Here is an 18,145-nt window from a genome sequence, read left to right on the forward strand (position 1 = left end):
ACACGGTTTATCCTCTTGACGTAATCGACGACCGATGTCGTCTTTCCAACGACGGGAAGCTTTTCGAGATGCTTCTGAAGCCCTTCGATGTTCCTCATCGCTTCGGGTGTCTTTATATAGTCCTCATCATTGGAGATGGCGACGACATACCCCAGAGATGTGCCGCCGAGCGTGCGGTTCATCAGCGTATCCGCGGTGCGGATCTCGCTTCCTTTCTTGAACCAGGTGACCATGTTGTTGTTGACAACGATCTGTGACGCGCCGATGACAGCAAAGACAAGGAGCACGACGGCAATGGAGGCCGTCGCTCTGGGCCGCAGCACGCCGAAGCCGCTCAGGCTTCTCAGGAGCCGGCCTGTCACGTTCAGTTCTGCATGCTCTCTCGCCGCCGCTTTTTCGATCTTTTCATCTTTGATGAGGGCGAGGATTGCAGGAATGAAGCTGAAGCTCAGAAGGCGAAGGATGATCGTTCCGATCGCAATGAGGCCGCCGAAGATTCTCACCGGTATGATGTGCATGAAGATCAGAACTGCGAATCCCGCCGCAGTGGCAAGTGCCGTGTAGCGAACGGGGCGGCCGACAACTTCCATCGTCTCAAGGATGGCGGTCCTCTTGTTTTTTTTCTCCCGGTAACGGAAATAAAACTCATTGAATATATGAATGCCGTCAGTGGCAATCGCAATGAGGAATACAGGAGCCATCGAGCTCATGATGTGGATCGGGAAGCCGATGCCGATCAACAGTCCCATGCTCCAGATGATGCTGATCATCGCCGCCGATAACATTGACAGTGAAAGGACGACGCTACGGAACATGAGATATATGGCGATGAACATGATAAGCGCCGAGATGGGTGAGAACATTGCCATCAGTTTAAACATCACGGATCCAAATGTATCTCTCGCTACAGGATCGCCGGCGATGTAATATCGTTCGCTTCCCCTTTCTGTGTTCACAATTGCTCTGATCTGGTCTGCTATTTCTTTCCCGTTAGCACCCGGTTCGAGTGGAGTATAGATCGCCGTTGTCTTTTCATCCATAGAAATAATCCTGTTCATGAAGAGAGGATTCTCGCGGAGCGTCTTCCGCAATGCCTGCATCTCTTCATCAGTTTCGGGAACTTTCTGCATGAGCGGAGCGACTTTCAGTATTCCATCTTCGACGGTCACGTTGTCGATCGTCGTGAAGCTTGAGACATCCCGGGCTGCGACACCGCTGATCGTCACGACCTTGTCCGTGATGCGCTGGATCTTGCCGAGCGTATCCCGGTTAAGGATCCCAGTTTCATTGGAGATCCCGAGGACGATCGTGTCTTCATATAGGCTGAAGGTGCTATCAACCTCATCGTTCCACATTCTGACATCCGATGTCTTCGGAAGCATGTTCTTCGGATTCGTATCGATCTTCATTTTCGGGAACTGCATCGCGAAGATTACCGTAATGGCAATCGCCAGAACCATTACAAGCTTTGGATGATCTACTGAAAATGCAACGAGAGAAAAGTTTTTCATGGAATTCCTTCCCTTTGTGAATATTTATATTGTTTAGACACTTATCCCATCATTGTGCGAGAGCTACTTCACAAGCGCTGCGTCTTTCTTCAGCTGCTCTATGAGTACTTCTCTAATGAGAGAAAAGGCTTCCGAGATCTTGGGATTTGCAAGACGGTAGTAAATATTTGTCCCCTCTTTTCTCGATTCGAGGACATGCCTCTGTTTCATCATGCTGAGATGCTGGGAGAGATTTCCCATGCTCATCTTCGTTTCACGGGCAAGCTCTGAAACTGTCATCTCTGCATCCTGAAGGAGGTTCAGGATGGCGATCCTGCCCGGATGCGAGAAGACCTTGCACATCTCTGCATGGTAGGAACAGAGGATATCTTCCATCTCTTGCACTTTTGCTTTTTTTGCTTCCCTTGGCATCGCAACTCCCTGGTATTAAATATTTAAGAAATTTATTAAATAATATAATTCTAATATTCAGAATGTCAAGGGGAAAAAGCCCCTTCAGTTTCATGCTCCACAAGCACGACGGTTCTTCGTTCCCCCTTCAATCTCGAAAGCAATTCAAATACAGATTTCTTTAGGCGATCTTAGAGTCCCTGGAAGAGAAGATCAGAACAAACCCGAAGAGTCTGATCGGAAACAAAGGATATCGGAAGTACCTGAAGATCGATCGAGGAAGCGTGAGGATCGATCAGAAGAAGGTCGAGGAGGAGTCAAGATTTGACGGGAAGTGGGTCCTCATCACCAACACCGACTTCTCAGCAGAAACAGTGGCACTCAAATACAAGGAGCTGTGGCAGGTGGAACAGATCTTCAGAGAGATGAAATCAATCCTGGAGACGAGACCTGTCTATCACAAGCGAGATGACACAATCAAAGGTCATGTGCTCTGCAGCTTTTTGGCGTTGGTGTTGAGAAAAGAATTAGACCGGCGGCTGAAGGAAGCTGGGCACACCTTTGAATGGTCTGAGATCAAAGAAGATCTCAAATCTTTACAACAGGTCGTCATTGAGGACAATGGCAGAGCGTTGGCGCTGAGAACAGAATGTGCAGGAACCTGTGGCAAGATCTTCCAGGCGGTGGGAGTAGCAATCCCGCCCACCATCCGAGAGGTATGATGCAAGAGAGAGAAAGGTAGTGCCAAGACCTTTTTGAACTTATGCATCTATCTGAAGATAAAGAATTTAATTTTTGCAAGTGTTAAAGATCAGCCTTTGTAATCCCGTTGGAGTCATACCAGTATTGCCAGACACCTCCTCCCACCTCCGTGACATTCGTGACTTCTAATCCCGTATTGTATTCTAAGGAGGAATTGTAGCTCCCCATCGCATAAGATTGAATCCTGTTCTCGGTATAGTAGGTGACAGATAAAATCTGGTTCCCTTCCGGGTCTGTTATCCCTGTGAGCTTTTCATTGCTCCCATACTGGAACTGATAGCTCTTGTTTGCAATATTCGTGGCCGATATTAGATCTCCTGCCGTATCGTAATCAAAGACAACCGTCCTCCCGATGCTGTCCCTGAGCCGCTTCACCCTGTAGGATGGATAAGGAACAGAAAGTCCCATCCATTTGAGGATGAGGAAAATGCCATTTATGTTATGCCGATTCCCCTGGTAGTTCTGGGTTTCCACCGCGGGACCGAAGGAGTGCCCATATCTCACTCTTTGTTTCTAGAAATTCCAAGCAGAATGACCTTGTCGCCTGGCTTCAGGGATGATCTCAAGGCGGTTCCGGCGTTGACCTCGAGGACGTAACGGGACCTCTTGAAAGGAAAGATGGAAGGGCAGTCCTCACCTGCTGGACAGGGTTGTACATTATGCTGGATATGAACGATTTTCTGGTCATTTCCGATCCAGATGATGTCAAGAGGAATCTTGCAATTCTTCATCCAGATGGAATGAAAGTCATTCTTCTCGAAGATGAAGAGCATTCCCTCAGATTCTCCTAGCTTCTCCCGGAACATCAATCCAAGCTTCCGGCTCTCCGCGTTGTCGGCAACCTCAGCATTTATCTCTTTCCCATCATTAAAGATGACGATTGCGCGCCTGTTCTCTTGCGGCTTCGAATCCGAATCGCTGGAAGATACTGCAATGGGAAGGATCGAAAGGATCAGCAGTATAAATGATAGATAACCGTAATGTCGGGCTATTTTTTGCATGAAAATATTTTACACCAGAATATGATCTCATCCAGATCCATTCACCAGTTGACAAGCAGTATCTCCTTCGATGATAATGAGCAGGTATTTATTATTAAATCATCTTTAAAATAGAAGGAAAGAACGAGGCGACATGTCATCTCGCAAAGAAGATGGTGAAATCGAGGAATTGATAAATAAGCTCGGAAGCAAAAGGAAGGTCGAGATCGATGCTGCCAAGGCGAGATTGAGCATAATAGGGACGAGAGCCGTCGAGCATCTCATCGAAGCCCTTGACCGTGAGAATACCGAGCTTAAGCTCAACGCTATCCCTATCCTCGCCCTCATCAGAGACCAGCGAGCCAAGAATCCACTCATTGCAATGCTCCTCGAGAGGAATCCAAAGATCAGAGAGAGCGCCACTCGAGCACTTGCCAACTTCCCTGCACGCGAGACCATCCACTCGCTTGAAAGACTCCTTGGAAATGAAAAAGACATGGCAGTACGGGTAGCGGCAGTTTATGCCCTCGTCGAGATATTCAAAGGTGGCCATGATGGCTCGATCGGTTCGATCCTCGAGGTTCTCTTCAATAGCGATGAAAAGCATGAGGTGAGAATCGCTGCTTTATCCATTATCCCCTTCCTGAAGACGGGCGAGAAGAAAGCCATCTTGAAGAAATTAAAAGATGATCCGGATCAAAGGATGAAGCAGCGGCTGATGGAGATGGAAAAGGCACCAGAACCGAAAAATCATACGGAGGGGAGGATCAAGAAGGCCATTCAATTGCTCTCCTCGACGAGCTACGAGGAATTGAACGAATCCATCAATTTCCTGATCTCCTCTGGCGAAAGCGTCATAGAGCCACTGATCGGTGAGATGATTCGTAGGGGAAACGATGCCGAGTTCTGCAGCCGCGTCAGCATCGTCCTGAAAGGGCTTGAACCTTCCTGCCTGCGACTAATCGTCCTTTACCTGGATTTGGTCATAGAGCCTTTGCCCTTGAAGATCCTGGTCGATCTGGTCGGGAGTATAGAGGACAAGTCGCTGTTATACAAACTCAAGGGGTTGATCGACCGGATCAACTCCGATCCTGGGCTCTTGGAAAATCAGGGTGAAAACGACCCTTACAGGAAAATCAAAGCCCGCGCGCACCTCCAGTTAGCAAAAGCAGGCTCCCGCGTGGCCATAGATGACTTGAAAGAGACTCTGATGACCGGGAAAGGATCCATCGATATGGACCTCCTGTCAGCCCTGGAGTTCATAGGAAAGAAGGAGGAACTATCCTACCTCTTCAGGGCATATCCCCGTGAAGATGAATGGACGAAAGAGAAGATCAAGAACGTCTTTCTAAAGATCATGAGGCGCGAGAAGATCCGGAGGAACAACAAGTTATTCAAAATTATGGCAAGGGAAAATCCCGCAATCCTCAAAGAGTTACTACCCTGAATCCACAAAACTCTTGTCCCCTCCAATCCACCACTGTTCTCCTAGCACTTTGGTTGACACATTTTGATTTGTTCTTGTATACTTCATCCATGCTGTTGCAAATATAATGATCTTCTCTCAGCTCAGTTGAACAAGCATCATAGACGATAAAAGCTCTAAGTCTGGAGGAACGAGATGGATAAGATGACAATCAGAGATTTCCCTTTAAAGGACAGGAGGGTTTTCCTGCGTGTCGATTTCAACGTTCCGTTGAAGGAAGGAACAATAAAGGACGACAGGAGGATCAGGGAGTCTCTGCCGACAATCGATTTTCTCATAGAGCAGGGGGTAAAACTCATAATCGCCTCGCATCTTGGCAGGCCCGGAGGAAAAGTCATTGAAGAGATGAGCTTGGAGCCGGTGTCGACAAGGCTTGCGCAACTGACCGGGAAAAAGGTGAAGATGGCTCCCGACTGTATCGGAGAAGAAACGAGAAGGATGGCCATGTCGCTTGCTCCGGGAGATATGCTCCTGCTCGAGAATCTTAGATTCCATCCAGAAGAGGAAAAGAACGATCCCGGATTTTCGAAGGAGCTTGCCTGTCTTGCCGATGTCTACGTCAACGATGCCTTCGGTGCAGCCCACAGAGCCCATGCTTCCGTGGAGGGAATTGGCAAGTTCTTGAAGCCCTGCCTTGCAGGCTTTCTTATGGAGAAGGAGCTGAAGTACCTCAGCGAGATAACAGGGAACCCGAAACACCCCTTCGTCACTATACTTGGCGGAGCGAAGGTCTCCGACAAGATAAAACTCATAAATAATCTTCTGAGAAAAGTGGATAAATTACTGATAGGTGGAGCTATGGCTTACACCTTCATGAAGGCTCAGGGAATCCCCGTCGGGAATTCCCTGACGGAAGAGGATCGACTTGAGCTTGCCAACTCCATTCTTGAAAAATGCAGGGAGCACAATATTCAGATGATCCTCCCGCTGGACCACATCGTCGTGGATGACAGGGATGGGGAGAAAGTCATGGAGACGCTGGATGAGAATATAGGAGAGGGCCGTAAGGGAATGGACATTGGTCCAAAGACAATCTCCACCTTCGAACAGCAGATAGCTGACGCCGAGACGATTTTCTGGAACGGTCCCATGGGTGTCTTCGAAAATGATCTCTTCTCTGAGGGGACCAGAAAAGTAGCGCTAGCCATTGCCGCATCAAAAGGATTATCGGTCGTTGGCGGAGGCGACTCCGCTGCCGCTCTCAAGAAGTTCGGACTCGAAGAAGGGATCGACCATATCTCCACTGGAGGGGGAGCCTCCCTGGAATTCGTATCCGGAATTCCCCTTCCCGGCATTCTCGTTCTAACCGATAAATGACGCTGAGGAATATATATGAGGATACCTCTTATCATTGCAAACTGGAAAATGAACAAAACAGATACCCGGGTTCGGAGATACATGGAGGATTTTCTCCCGCTCGTTAAGGAGATCGCGAACCGGGAGATCGCTATCGCCCCTCCATTCGTTTCCCTCATAACGTTGAGGAACCTGATCGTAGGCACAGGGATCAAGCTCTGCGGCCAGAACATGCACTGGGAATATGAAGGAGCATACACCGGAGAGATCTCAGGCACCATGCTAAGCGAGATCGGCTGTTCCTATGTCATTCTGGGGCACTCCGAGAGAAGAGAGTTCTTCGGTGAAACGGACGAGAGAGTGCAAAAGAAACTGCAAGCGGCTATTTCCGCCGGTTTGACGCCCATCCTGTGCATCGGGGAAAAAGACTTCGAGAGGGACGCCGAAAGGACTTTCATAGTCGTCGAATACCAGTTGCGAAAAGCTCTTGGAGGAATCAATCTTGCACCAAGCCGGCACCTCGTCATAGCCTATGAGCCGGTCTGGGCCATTGGGACCGGCCGCACTGCAAAGCCCGAGCAGGCGAACGAAGTCCACATTTTCATCAGGGAGCTCCTCGAGAACATCTACAATCCCGATCTGGCATCGAAAATCCGAATCATCTACGGCGGGAGCGTCACCCCGGACAATATCGGACCCTTGATGTCCAAGGAAGAGATAGACGGAGTCCTGGTTGGAGGTGCCTCTCTTGACGCCGAGAAGTTCTCGCGCATCGTTCGGTTCCATATTGAATGATAAGATCTAAGATGATATATTTTAAAGGAAATTTTTAAGGGATTTTTCGATGATAAATGCTTTCTTGATAATCATTCATGTTTTTGTTTCTATCGTTCTCATTCTCGTCGTCCTTCTTCAGACAGGGAAGCGAGCCGACCTTGCCGGGGCTTTTGGAGGTGGTGGAAGCCAGACGGCACTGGGAACGAGGGGAGCAGCAACATTTCTCTCCAAGATGACGACCGCATCGGCCATCATCTTCATGCTGACATCCCTCTCGCTTGCCATCCTCTCCACAAGGAAAAGAGGAGAGGAAACTGTCCTCGACAAGGCCAGAGTCAAGCAGGAAGTGCCGGCTTCATCAGCACCTGCCATTCCTCAGTCGCCTCCTGCCGGGACATCGCAGACAGAAACAATTCCTCTCGCCGGCCAGAGCGAGGAAGTTCAGCAGGGAGCAGCGGACACAGGCGCTCCGCAGGAAAAAGGGTCCGCTCAGGCAGAAGAAAAAGCTCCGTGAGCACTAACGTATCTTTTAATGAAAGCGTGCCGAAGTGGTGGAATTGGTAGACACACCATCTTGAGGGGGTGGCGGGTCACACCGTGCGAGTTCGAGTCTCGCCTTCGGCACCACTGTTGACTTTACAATCATGGATGCGATTATCTCAATAAACCTTTAAGATGTCGGATTGCGGCTGATGCAAACCAGTTCGATTACCTTATCTCTTTGAGAGCTTTCCACGGATTGACTTCCTCAGAATGCTCATTCCTTCATCAATCTCCGGCTGTGAGATGTTGAGAGCTGGCCGGAAGCGAATGCTTGAGTGTCCGCAGCCAAGGATGATCAGGTTGTTCGCATAGCAGATCTTCCTGAGCTCGTCCCGGTCGGCAGCCGTGGGGCAATCGAAGGCACACATCAGTCCCCTTCCCCTTGCGTTGCTAACAAATTCAGGGAATTCCCTTTGCAGCTTCAGGATTTCACCACGCATGTATTCCCCCATCTTCGCGGCGTTGTCGATCATTCCCTCTTCCGCGATGATCTTGAGGTACATGGTGCTTCTCACCATGTCTGTCAGGTTGCCGCCCCAGGTCGAATTGAGTCTGCTTGGGATCTTAAAGACGTTGTCTTCGACCTCTTCAATTCTCTTTCCGCACATCATCCCACAAACTTGAACCTTTTTACCAAAGCAGATAAAATCCGGTTTCACGCTAAAATGGTTGGTAGCCCACCATTTACCAGTTAATCCGAGGCCAGCCTGAACCTCGTCGAAGATAAGCATCGCATCATTCTCATCGGCAAGTCGCCTGAGCTCCTGCAGGAACTCAGGGCGGAAATGATTATCGCCGCCTTCCCCCTGTATCGGCTCGATGATGATGGCCGCGATGTCATCCTTATTATTATAGAAGGCTGTCTTGATCTGCTCGACAGCACTCCTTTCGAGGGCAATCACATCCTCCAGGTTCTGCCCTTCCAGAGGGAATCTGATCTTGGGATTTACGATTCTCGGCCAGTTGAACTTCGGGAAATACATGGTCTTCCTCGGATCGGCCGTATTCGTCAGCGAGAGCGTGTAACCCGTCCTTCCATGGAAGGCCTGCTGGAAGTGGATTACCTGAGTGCCTTTCTCTTCTCTGTACCCCTTCTTGAAATTCTTTCTGATCTTCCAATCGAAGGAGGCTTTAAGCGCGTTCTCGACTCCCAGCGCTCCCCCCTCGATCAGGAAGAGGTGAGGAAGATAATCGGGCATGGCCATACTGGAGAAGGTCTTCACGAACTCCGCCATCTCTATGGTGTATACGTCCGAATTGGACGGCTTATTGACAGCAGCTCTCAATAATCTTTCCTTTGCTTCCGGCGTCAACATCCTCGGATGGTTCAGCCCGATTGGAGAAGTAGCGAAGAAGGTGAAGAAATCAAGGAGGATATTTCCCGTCCTGGAATCGTAGATCCGGGTTCCACTGCTCTTTTCAAGATCCACGACCATCTCAAAGCCATCGATGAGCATGTGCTTCTTCAGCGTGGTGTGGACATCTTTCGGTGCAACGCTAACCCATTGTAAAGCCTGCTTCATAAAAACTCCTTTTTAATTTCTAGTTTTATTTTCCCTTTCGTTCTTTTTTCCTGTTCTGTTTCCTCGACTTTCCAGCTCTACCTCCCTATCATCCAAGTTGAGAGATATCTCTTCCTTGGCCGTTGAGAGAACCAGAATCGTCCTCGTCCCACGGACTCCTGTCATGCTATTGATCTTGTCCAGAAGGAGGTTCTTCAGAGAAAGCCTGTTCTGGGCCTTTACCTTCAGAAGGCAGCTCCCCTCTCCCGTTACGAAGTGGCATTCCTGGACTTCCTTCAGCTTCTTCATCTCCTTGGCGAAGAGACTCTCATGCTTCGGGTGTTCGATGAAGACTTCGATGAAAGCCGTGATGTCGATTCCGATCTTCCCGCAATCGAGGATGGCGACGTATTTTCTGATGATTCCACCTTTTTCCAGCTTCCTGATCCTCTCGTTTACCGAAGGGGTTGAGAGCCCTACTCTGGATGCTATCTCCGCCTGCGAGGCATAGCAATCATGCTGCAGTATCTTCAAGATTTTTCTGTCTATCTCATCCATATCGATAATTATTAGAAAAAAAGCTGTTTTCACTTAATATTATACGGTATAAATGAGATTTTATCTAATATTATTTTTACTATCAGCTTATTGAAAAAGGAATAGAATCCGGTGCGAAATGCTGGTAAACTAATTCGGCTATCAGAGATCATGTGGAGAAAAACAACGAAATTACAAGGACAAAAAAATCATGAACATCAGAATAATAATGAACAATGACAATGGAGGAAAGATATAAGCCTATGATAGACATCAAATTGGTTCAACAGGAGATAAGAAAGCGAGGGATGGACGGGTGGCTCTTTTATGATTTCCACAACCGGGATGCCATGGCCTATCGCATCCTGGGTCTGGAGTTCAACAAGTTTACTTCCCGCCGCTGGTATTACTTAATTCCAGCGCAAGGGGAACCGCGAAAGCTTGTCTCGGGAGTCGAATCTTCCAAGCTCGACCCCCTGCAGGGCCAGAAGATCATCTATCGTTCCTGGAGAGAGCAGCACCGACTGCTGAAAGAGCTTCTGAAGGGCTGCACGAAAATCGCTATGCAGTATTCCCCCACGAATAACATCCCCTATATCTCGATGGTGGATGCTGGCACGATCGAGCTTATACGTTCCCTGGGTGTAGAGGTTGTTTCCTCCGCCGATCTCGTTCAGATATTCGAAGCTATCATCGATGAGAAAGGGTATCAGGCTCATCTCCAGGCCGGCCTGAAGGTCCAGAAGATAAAGGATGAAGCCTTCGACTTCATCGGCCATAAGATCAGGAGAGGAGAGCGCGTTACCGAGTATGAAGTTCAGCAGTTCATCATCAAGCGCTTCAAGGAGGAAGGGCTGACTGACGACGGGGACCACCCCATCGTCGCCATCAACGACCATGCGGCAGATCCACACTTCGAGCCGAAAGGGCAGAATACTTATACTATAAAGAAAGATGATAAGCTGCTTATCGATCTGTGGGCAAGGCTTGATCGCGAGGACGGCATATACTACGACATCACCTGGTGCGGCTTCATCGGAAATGATCCTCCAGCTCGATACAGGGAGATCTTCGAGACGGTCAGGAATGCGAGGAATGCCGGGCGCGATTTCGTCCGCCAGAAATTTATCCGGGGAGAGAAATGCTTCGGGTACGAAGTAGATGATGTATGCCGCGGCGTCATAACGAAAGCGGGATATGGCGAATATTTCGTTCACCGCACCGGTCATTCCATAGGCCATGAGGTTCATGGCAACGGTGTGAACATCGATAACTTCGAGACGAAGGATGAGAGGGAACTGGTTCCGGGCATATGCTTCTCCCTCGAGCCGGCCATCTACCTGCCGGGCGAGATGGGTGCACGAAGTGAAGTCAACGTATTTATCGCAAAAGAAAGAGAAGTGATCGTCGCCGGTAAAGAGCAAGAGGAACTTATCCTTATCTATTAAAGATTTTTTCCTTGATACGCGATATGAAATTATTTCAAAAGAAAGAGAGCCTCTGGGATTTCCTCGCTATCTCTGAGAACTTTTAGATCAGGAGGAAAAAGATATGTCACTCTATCTCTGGATAATTCTCGTCTATCTCCTCATATTGACAGGGTTCAACTTCTACCGGAGCAAGAAGATCAAGAGTCAGGACGACTTCATGGTAGCTGGCAGAAAACTGAGCATGAACATACTCGTCTTCACGCTCATCTGCACCTGGATCGGATCAGGAACTTTCATCGCAGGAGCGGAATACGCCGCCTATGCAGGATGGTCCAGCCTCTGGCTCCCTGCTGGCGCCTGGTTCGGCATCCTCATCATATATTTTCTTGCTGGGAAGATACGGACTTTCGGCCAGTACACAATCGGAGACATTCTCGAGGTTCGTTATGGGAAGCTTGCCCGACTCGTTGGCGCCATCATGATCATCATCGCATTCACAACCATCGTCTCATATCAGTTCCGTGCCGGTGGTCTCATCCTGAATATCTTGACGGGCGGACAGATCTCGGTGGCGTTGGGACAGTTCCTCGCCGCCTTTTTCGTCATCACCTTCACCTTTCTGGGCGGGATGGTCGCCGTTGCACACACCGACCTGCCAAACGGCATCATCATACTTCTTGCATGTTGCATCGCTGTTCCTCTCGTCGTCCTGTTCTCCGGCGGCGTTGATTCCGCCGCTCAGAACCTGCCGACGACTCACATGGCTCTTTTCGCTAAAGACTTCGGAGAATATCCTGCTTTGAAAGCGGGTGGATACTTCCTCGCAACATTGCTTCTTCTGATGGGAATCCAGTCGATGTATCAGAAATTCTATAGCGCTCGCACACCGCGCGAAGCCAGACAGGCAACGGCCCTCTGGATCTTCGGGACCATCATCGTGGAAGTCGTCGTCGTGGCGATAGCCATCTATTCCGCTTCATCTCACTGGGTGGAGATAAAGGAGTTCGAGATAATCAGGGCACTGCAGGGAGAGGTCCGGAACAGAACGGTGGCTATGAGCGAAGTACAGAACAGGGCGGATGCGATGATAGCCAGCCTCTCCTCGGAAGGCTCCTTGAAGCCGGGACAGGCTATCCAGCTTACTGAAAAGATTCACGCTGACCTCCAGAGAGTTTCCACGGAAGAGGAACTGTTCGGCAAGAGAGAAGGTGTAGACCCGGCGGCCATTGTCCTGAAGGCAGCCGAGGATATCTCATCTTATACAATCCTCGGATTCCTTGCCGGCGTGCTCCTTCTTGGAGCCGCCTGCGCCGTAGTAATTTCTACAGGAATGAACTACCTTCTCTCACCCACGACCAACATCATGCGCGACATCTACGGACGGTTCATCGACGAAGGAGCTTCAGAGAGGAAGAAGATCATACTTCAGAAGGCCTTCGTCATCCTGGTCGGTGTCTGCGCCTTTTTGATGATCTTCATCCCGACTTTAATGGGATCGAAGATCTCAGTCCTGAGATATGCCTACATGGCTTACACAATGTACGGAGTCGCGATCACGCCGGCGCTCCTAGCGGCTCTGGCCTGGAAACGGGCCACCAAGGCGGGCGGCCTATCCTCCATCATAGGTGGAGGACTTACAGCGTTCATGCTCGAATTGGTCATTCCTAATTTATTCCCGGAGGTAATGAAGGGTGGAGACCCATGGGGGATCCCGGGGATCTATATCTCCGCTGCCGTTTCTATAGGATGCCTTATCATAATAAGCTTGCTAACGAAGGCGCCGAGCCAGGAAGAGATTGAGGAGCTATTTCCCAAGATCAGTTTCTAGCATTCCACCCGAGATGTTTATGTACCACTACAGACCATTATTACCAGTCTTTGTAATAGGTACCATCAAGGGCTTCCTCGTAACTTAAGGAATAAACGTCATAGACATTCTCTCCGCCCCAGCTCGTTGAATCGAAATCATCCTGATATGACCTCAAGCCCCACTCCGCCTTGCCTGTCATTGGATCAACCGGTATCTTCCTCAAGAATTTTATCGTCTTTGGCATGGGGTTCTCTGGTCCTCCCACTTCGACCCCTTCAACGAGCGTCTCCAGGTCTGGCGGATAACCTTCCTGCTCGATGTCTTCCTGGATGATGAACCCCTGATCTGCATACATCTTGTACATGTCGATGGCATCCCGGACCTGCTTGAGAGCCCTTTTTAGATCTATCTCCTTCTGTCTCTTCACGGCGACTTGCGCCATAGGTATGACGACCGTGGCTATGAGCATGAGTATGGCGACGACGATGAGAAGTTCAATGAAGGTAAGTCCCCGTTCGCCATGCCATTTGTTGTTTAATCTAATTCTCATTCTTTTGATAGGATGAATTTTTACCCCACTGTACAATTTTTTATCGGATTCATTCCTGCATATAATCGCTGTCATCGTTATTGTCCCATTCTCTTCAACTTTTCCAGAATGTACTGGCTTCCCGGATCGAGTTCAAGTGCCTTCCTGTAAGCATCCACGGCTTTATCCCTTTTCCCCATCCTGGCCAAGCAGTCGCCTTCGAGGATATAGGCTTTCAGCAGGAGTGAAGGTTCCTGAAAAGAGTAGAGCTCCGCGCTCTGAGCCAATTCCAGACATTGCGCATAGTTTGTACGCAGGTATGCAACCTGCGCCATTCCGTAGTACGCCGACCCGCTCGTCGGAGCGATCCTAAGAGCCTTCTCGAACTTTGTCTCTGCAAGATCCAGCTTCTTGTTACTCACGCAATCCCAGCCCTGAGCGATCAACTGAGAGGCAGCCTGGTCCGATGGCAGAGCCGGCTTCTCAACCTTCGGAGCTGGAGAAGATTCGGGTTTGGGTTGCACCGGTTTAGGAGCAGGAGCCGGAAGCGTTGGCTGTGGCTGCGATGGGAGCCGAGCCGGCAGTTCAGCGGGCGCCGTCTTAGGAGGAGGTTCTTGCCTTGGCGGTGGCTGCGATGGTCTCCTCCTGAACAGAGGAGCACAGCTAGCAACAGAGAGAAAAGTAAGAAGGGATAATAGCGTTAGAACAATAATGAGTTTGGGTGAATGCCCTTTCCTCATCGGTCCTCGCGCTTCTGAAATATTTTTCTAAACCAGTTCCCCAGCCCCAAGCCATGTTCATGGCAGAAGTCCCTGGGTTCTGTTCCCTCGATGAATATCTCTCTTCTTACTTCGGGACAGCCATCTACGGCCCTTTCCCCGTTCGCAGCATCTATATTAATATAAACCAAACAGGAAGGCAGAGCAAAATCGCCACCGCTGTAACTGCAACCGACGCACTTCATGTACTCCGCCCAGATGCGCATCGCCCCGGCTGCCCCTGATAATCCCGTGGATTCATCGCTATCAAAGCCAGTCCATACAAGTGTCAAGATCTGTGGAGTGTATCCAACAAACCACGAGTCCCTGTAATCGTTGGTCGTCCCAGTTTTTCCCGCTGCGATATCGTAAAACCCGTAATCTCGCAAATGCTTTGCCGTTCCCCTCTCAACTGCTCCTTTCAACATGTCGGTGATGATATAGGCGGCCTGTGCAGAAACAGCCTGGCGGACTTCGATCCTCTTTTTCTCAATGACCTTTCCTTTGATGTTAACGACGTCCTTGATGGATATCGGTGTAGCTCGTTTCCCCATGCTGGCAATGACGGAGTAAGCTTCCGCAATTTCGAGAGGCGTGACCTCTTCCGAGCCAAGCGCCAGTGAAGGTAGAGGTTCAAGCAGAGATGCGATGCCACATCTCTTCGCCGTCTCGATGACATCGTTCAGGCTAGCCATCTCTGCCATGTGCACCGTCGGGACGTTGATGGAGTTCTCAAGAGCATCCCTCGCCAGCACCTTCCCGCGGAAAGTACCATCATAGTTCTCCGGCCTCCATAACTTACCACCCGAGAGAATCTCAAAAGGTTCATCTTCGAGAAGGGTTGCAGCCGTCATGTCGGAATTCTTCATTTTCTGCGATTTGTTGAAGGCAGCTAGATAAACAAACGGCTTGAAGAGTGAACCGGGCTGTCTCTTTGCCTGCGTCGCTCTGTTGAACTGGGTTACCCTGTAGTCTCTTCCACCAAGCATTGCAAGGATGTTTCCTGTCTGTGGCTGAATCGTGATGAGGCAGGTTTCGAGCTTTTCTTTCTTCTTCATAAGGCTGGGATGCCCTCTTTCGAGGATGTTCAGTCCAGACAACACGGATTTCTCTGCGCAGGATTGCATGAAAGGATCGAGAGTCGTAAATATCCTCAGCCCTTCCTTCTGAAGTATCTCCTCAGAGTAAAGCTGGAGGAGCTGCTCCTTCAGGAAATCGACAAAGTATGGAGCTTGACGGAAAGCACTCATCTCGTGGGCAAGAGTCGGCTTGAAGGCGATCGCTCTTTCATATTCATCTTTTGTAATCATCTTTCTGGAGAGCATCAATTTCAAAACGTTGTTCCTCCTCTCGATAGAGGCATAGTAATTCGCAAAGGGGTTATAGGAACCGGGTGAGCGGATGATCCCTGCCAGCATGGCCGATTCGGATAGATTCAGGTCTTCCACGTTCTTGCCAAAATAGAATCGCGAAGCTTCACCGAACCCACAGATGGAGACTGAGCCCCTCTGCCCCAGGTAGATCTCGTTCGCGTAAACTTCAATGATCTTATCCTTCGGATACCTTGCCTCCAGGATGAAAGACATGATGGCTTCTTTGATCTTTCTCGAATAGGTTCTCTCTTCCGAAAGATAGAGATTTTTGACGAGTTGCTGCGTGATGGTACTTCCACCCTCGACGATCTTTCCTCGCCTGAGATTGGCCCAGAAGGCGCGCAGGATGGCGCGCCAGTCGATGCCATGATGTTTGTAGAACCGGAAATCCTCTGCGCAGACAACAGCATCCAGAAGGTGCTCCGGGAAATCCTTGAGCTTGACGACTGTTCTCTCCTCCTGTATGTTTCCGTGGAACGTCGCGAGGATCTCCGGCTCAATCTCCAGAATATCAAGTGAACGCGAAGACACTATTTCAACTATCTCCACCACCCTGCCTCCGGAAAAACTGACCCTGACCTTTCTACCTGCGACCCTTTCAAGAGGATAATCGAAATCTCTAAGGTAGATCTCGACTGCATCCTTCCTAACCCTGTACTGCCCCTTATGCTGGGGTAAGAACCTTACGCTGCTGTAACCCATCCGTTTCATCTTTTCAATGAGAAGGGATTCCGCAACCTCCTGACCGGGATACAGAACCTGCGCATCGGAATATATCTTTGAGGGAGATACCCATATCCTTCCTTCGAACCTGGAAATGATCTGAAGGTAGAGGACGAGAATGTAGACCGAGAAGATCAGGAGAGCAAAGAGGGCGAGTTCAAGACAGAGCATGAGCAGCCTGGTCTTGAGGCTCCTTCGCTTCTTCTTAGTTCCCTTTCCCTCACCATTTTTCTTCTTTTTCCGAACCATCTAATAGATCCCTTCTGCTAGGTCACTAAGCCTTTTCCTGCTACAAACGCTGATCATTATTTTATTGTCCATTTACCTGAAAAACATTTACAGGGACATCTCGAGTATCCTGATGATATCTTCTTTATACAGCTTTCTTGGGTTATCGAGGTATCCTGCACGGGTCCCATCGACCCTTATGATATCCTCTGCCATCACTCTAAATTTCGAAGAACCGATCCCAAGGTCGGAAAGATTCTTATCCAGATCGACGCTCTTCAGAAAATCGACCATCTTCTGAACGCATAACTCAGCCCTTTCCATCTCGCTCAAGTCTTTCTCCTTGATATGGAACACCCGTTCTGCAAGCTGAGCATACCTCCGTGGCCTGACCTTCAGTGTGTATCTCATAACGGAGGGGAGGAGGATTGCAAGACCTCTTCCATGGCTAATATCGTAATGCCCGCTGAGGGCATGCTCGATGGGATGAATGACGAATCCCCCAGAAAGCCCAGCGCTCGGGATACCGCAAAGAGCAAGGCTACTTGCCCATGAGAGGGCACTTCGCGCCTCGAGGTCATCTCCCTTCACCATGGCCTTCTTCAAATTCTCCATTACCGTCAGAACGATAGATTCGGTGAAACGATCAGCTACTGGTGAATGTGCCTTCGCTGTGAAGTAGGTCTCAAGCACGTGGCAGATGATGTCGATACCGCCGTCCGCTGTCGTCTCTGGCGAAACGGTGAAAGTTAGCTCCGGATCGATTATGGAAAAAGCCGGTATGCAGCAGTCTCCTCCAAGCACGGCCTTTTCGTGCGTCTCCCAGTTCGTGATGACAGAGACCATGTCGGCTTCCGAACCGCTTGCGGCGATGGTCGGGATGAGACCGATGGGAAGAGCTTTTCTGGGTTCGATGTAATCATCTTTCCAATCGGCGATGTACCTCCAGATGGATTCCATTCCCACGGCGGCAACTGCGATAGCCTTCGCTGCATCCATTGCGCTTCCTCCGCCCAGGCCCAGTATGAAATCGCACTCACCCTTTCGGGCGATCTCCGCTCCCCGGTCTACCGTGCTGACGCGCGGATTCGGTTCGATCTCGTCGAAGAGAACAGGATGAATCTTCTCATTTTCGAGGAAGCCGATGACCCTGCCCAGAATCCCCGTCTCCTTCATGGCTCTCCTGCCAGTAACGAGAAGCGGTCGCCTCCCCAGTTTCTTCGATTCCTGCCCGATCTTTGAGATCTCACCCGGTCCGAAAACCATCCTTGTCGGGAGACGGAATTCAAACTTCATCGCACCTCCTAAGAGTATTTTTAAAATTATATCCGAGATCTGCGTTTCATGGGATGAAGATAATAACCGAATGGGGGAAAATATCCGAGAAGCCTGATAAGAGTCTGAAACCTACGTTCGACAGTAATAGGCATACTTTAGCATAAAATTGAAGCTAAGTGCTTGATATTCCTACATTGGGTTCCTTCAAATCATCCAAATTCATAGGCACACG

17 protein-coding genes and 1 tRNA gene are annotated in these 18,145 nt (G+C 49.6%); 8 read left to right on the top strand and 10 right to left on the bottom strand.

Annotated elements, in window-relative coordinates:
- Both AB1756_04675 and AB1756_04680 read right to left on the bottom strand, forming a co-directional pair.
- Positions 1-1,511: MMPL family transporter (locus tag AB1756_04675; protein MEW5806625.1), on the bottom strand; the 1,511-nt coding region annotated here is incomplete at its 3' end.
- Between the two features lie 63 nt (positions 1,512-1,574).
- Positions 1,575-1,922, bottom strand: coding sequence for a metalloregulator ArsR/SmtB family transcription factor (locus AB1756_04680; protein MEW5806626.1), 348 nt, complete (start codon positions 1,920-1,922; stop codon positions 1,575-1,577).
- Positions 1,923-2,137: 215 nt separating this feature from the next.
- Here AB1756_04680 and AB1756_04685 point away from each other — a divergent pair, with 215 nt between their 5' ends.
- Positions 2,138-2,623, top strand: a complete 486-nt coding sequence (locus AB1756_04685; GenBank protein ID MEW5806627.1) for a transposase — start codon at positions 2,138-2,140, stop codon at positions 2,621-2,623.
- Between the two features lie 82 nt (positions 2,624-2,705).
- Here the strand turns inward: AB1756_04685 and AB1756_04690 are convergent, their stop codons facing one another.
- Together AB1756_04690 and AB1756_04695 are read right to left on the bottom strand one after the other, a co-directional pair.
- Positions 2,706-3,167: an RHS repeat domain-containing protein gene (locus AB1756_04690; GenBank protein MEW5806628.1), complete on the bottom strand. Its 462-nt coding sequence runs from the start codon at positions 3,165-3,167 to the stop codon at positions 2,706-2,708.
- Positions 3,164-3,664 (bottom strand): DUF192 domain-containing protein, encoded by a 501-nt coding sequence (locus AB1756_04695; protein ID MEW5806629.1) that lies wholly within the window; start codon positions 3,662-3,664, stop codon positions 3,164-3,166. The genes AB1756_04690 and AB1756_04695 overlap by 4 nt, the downstream gene beginning before the upstream one ends.
- 133 nt (positions 3,665-3,797) lie before the next feature.
- On the opposite strand from AB1756_04695, the gene AB1756_04700 reads away from it, so the two are divergent.
- The 5 genes from AB1756_04700 (at position 3,798) to AB1756_04720 (ending at position 7,829) form a co-directional block, all read left to right on the top strand.
- A complete protein-coding gene (locus AB1756_04700) occupies positions 3,798-5,090 on the top strand; it encodes a HEAT repeat domain-containing protein (GenBank protein ID MEW5806630.1) in 1,293 nt (430 codons plus the stop codon).
- Between the two features lie 174 nt (positions 5,091-5,264).
- Positions 5,265-6,446, top strand: coding sequence for a phosphoglycerate kinase (locus tag AB1756_04705; protein MEW5806631.1), 1,182 nt, complete (start codon positions 5,265-5,267; stop codon positions 6,444-6,446).
- Positions 6,447-6,461: 15 nt separating this feature from the next.
- On the top strand, positions 6,462-7,220 hold the full coding sequence (gene tpiA, locus AB1756_04710; protein ID MEW5806632.1) for a triose-phosphate isomerase: 759 nt from the start codon (positions 6,462-6,464) through the stop codon (positions 7,218-7,220).
- A gap of 49 nt (positions 7,221-7,269) precedes the next feature.
- Positions 7,270-7,716, top strand: coding sequence for a preprotein translocase subunit SecG (gene secG / locus AB1756_04715; GenBank protein MEW5806633.1), 447 nt, complete (start codon positions 7,270-7,272; stop codon positions 7,714-7,716).
- Positions 7,717-7,744: 28 nt separating this feature from the next.
- Positions 7,745-7,829, top strand: a tRNA-Leu gene (locus AB1756_04720).
- A gap of 86 nt (positions 7,830-7,915) precedes the next feature.
- Here the strand turns inward: AB1756_04720 and lat are convergent.
- Positions 7,916-9,268, bottom strand: coding sequence for an L-lysine 6-transaminase (lat, locus tag AB1756_04725; GenBank protein ID MEW5806634.1), 1,353 nt, complete (start codon positions 9,266-9,268; stop codon positions 7,916-7,918).
- A 12-nt stretch (positions 9,269-9,280) separates the two neighbouring features.
- A complete protein-coding gene (locus tag AB1756_04730; protein ID MEW5806635.1) occupies positions 9,281-9,805 on the bottom strand; it encodes an Lrp/AsnC family transcriptional regulator in 525 nt (174 codons plus the stop codon).
- Positions 9,806-10,047: 242 nt separating this feature from the next.
- On the opposite strand from AB1756_04730, the gene AB1756_04735 reads away from it, so the two are divergent.
- Together AB1756_04735 and AB1756_04740 are read left to right on the top strand one after the other, a co-directional pair.
- A complete protein-coding gene (locus tag AB1756_04735) occupies positions 10,048-11,232 on the top strand; it encodes a M24 family metallopeptidase (protein ID MEW5806636.1) in 1,185 nt (394 codons plus the stop codon).
- A gap of 103 nt (positions 11,233-11,335) precedes the next feature.
- Complete coding sequence (locus tag AB1756_04740; GenBank protein ID MEW5806637.1) at positions 11,336-13,042, top strand: sodium:solute symporter family protein; 1,707 nt, start codon at positions 11,336-11,338, stop codon at positions 13,040-13,042.
- Between the two features lie 40 nt (positions 13,043-13,082).
- Here the strand turns inward: AB1756_04740 and AB1756_04745 are convergent, their stop codons facing one another.
- The 4 genes from AB1756_04745 to AB1756_04760 form a co-directional block, all read right to left on the bottom strand.
- Entirely contained in the window at positions 13,083-13,574 is a 492-nt protein-coding gene (locus AB1756_04745; GenBank protein MEW5806638.1) for a type II secretion system protein, read from the bottom strand.
- Positions 13,575-13,651: 77 nt separating this feature from the next.
- Entirely contained in the window at positions 13,652-14,293 is a 642-nt protein-coding gene (locus AB1756_04750; GenBank protein MEW5806639.1) for a tetratricopeptide repeat protein, read from the bottom strand.
- Positions 14,290-16,656, bottom strand: a complete 2,367-nt coding sequence (locus tag AB1756_04755; protein ID MEW5806640.1) for a PBP1A family penicillin-binding protein — start codon at positions 16,654-16,656, stop codon at positions 14,290-14,292. The genes AB1756_04750 and AB1756_04755 overlap by 4 nt, the downstream gene beginning before the upstream one ends.
- Before the next feature lie 87 nt (positions 16,657-16,743).
- Entirely contained in the window at positions 16,744-17,931 is a 1,188-nt protein-coding gene (locus tag AB1756_04760; protein MEW5806641.1) for an iron-containing alcohol dehydrogenase, read from the bottom strand.
- Positions 17,932-18,145: the final 214 nt, after the last annotated feature.

The organism is Acidobacteriota bacterium, from assembly GCA_040752675.1.
In the GTDB taxonomy this organism is placed as follows: Bacteria; Acidobacteriota; Polarisedimenticolia; order JBFMGF01; family JBFMGF01; genus JBFMGF01.

Bases quoted from the DNA above. Each gene is read 5' to 3' on its own strand.
- AB1756_04755 (MEW5806640.1), bottom strand. From the start codon at position 16,656: ATGGTTCGGAAAAAGAAGAAAAATGGTGAGGGAAAGGGAACTAAGAAG.
- AB1756_04680 (MEW5806626.1), bottom strand. From the start codon at position 1,922: ATGCCAAGGGAAGCAAAAAAAGCAAAAGTGCAAGAGATGGAAGATATC.
- AB1756_04695 (MEW5806629.1), bottom strand. From the start codon at position 3,664: ATGCAAAAAATAGCCCGACATTACGGTTATCTATCATTTATACTGCTG.
- AB1756_04735 (MEW5806636.1), top strand. From the start codon at position 10,048: ATGATAGACATCAAATTGGTTCAACAGGAGATAAGAAAGCGAGGGATG.
- AB1756_04740 (MEW5806637.1), top strand. From the start codon at position 11,336: ATGTCACTCTATCTCTGGATAATTCTCGTCTATCTCCTCATATTGACA.
- lat (MEW5806634.1), bottom strand. From the start codon at position 9,268: ATGAAGCAGGCTTTACAATGGGTTAGCGTTGCACCGAAAGATGTCCAC.
- AB1756_04705 (MEW5806631.1), top strand. From the start codon at position 5,265: ATGGATAAGATGACAATCAGAGATTTCCCTTTAAAGGACAGGAGGGTT.
- AB1756_04750 (MEW5806639.1), bottom strand. From the start codon at position 14,293: ATGAGGAAAGGGCATTCACCCAAACTCATTATTGTTCTAACGCTATTA.
- secG (MEW5806633.1), top strand. From the start codon at position 7,270: ATGATAAATGCTTTCTTGATAATCATTCATGTTTTTGTTTCTATCGTT.
- tpiA (MEW5806632.1), top strand. From the start codon at position 6,462: ATGAGGATACCTCTTATCATTGCAAACTGGAAAATGAACAAAACAGAT.
- AB1756_04700 (MEW5806630.1), top strand. From the start codon at position 3,798: ATGTCATCTCGCAAAGAAGATGGTGAAATCGAGGAATTGATAAATAAG.
- AB1756_04730 (MEW5806635.1), bottom strand. From the start codon at position 9,805: ATGGATGAGATAGACAGAAAAATCTTGAAGATACTGCAGCATGATTGC.
- AB1756_04745 (MEW5806638.1), bottom strand. From the start codon at position 13,574: ATGAGAATTAGATTAAACAACAAATGGCATGGCGAACGGGGACTTACC.
- AB1756_04760 (MEW5806641.1), bottom strand. From the start codon at position 17,931: ATGAAGTTTGAATTCCGTCTCCCGACAAGGATGGTTTTCGGACCGGGT.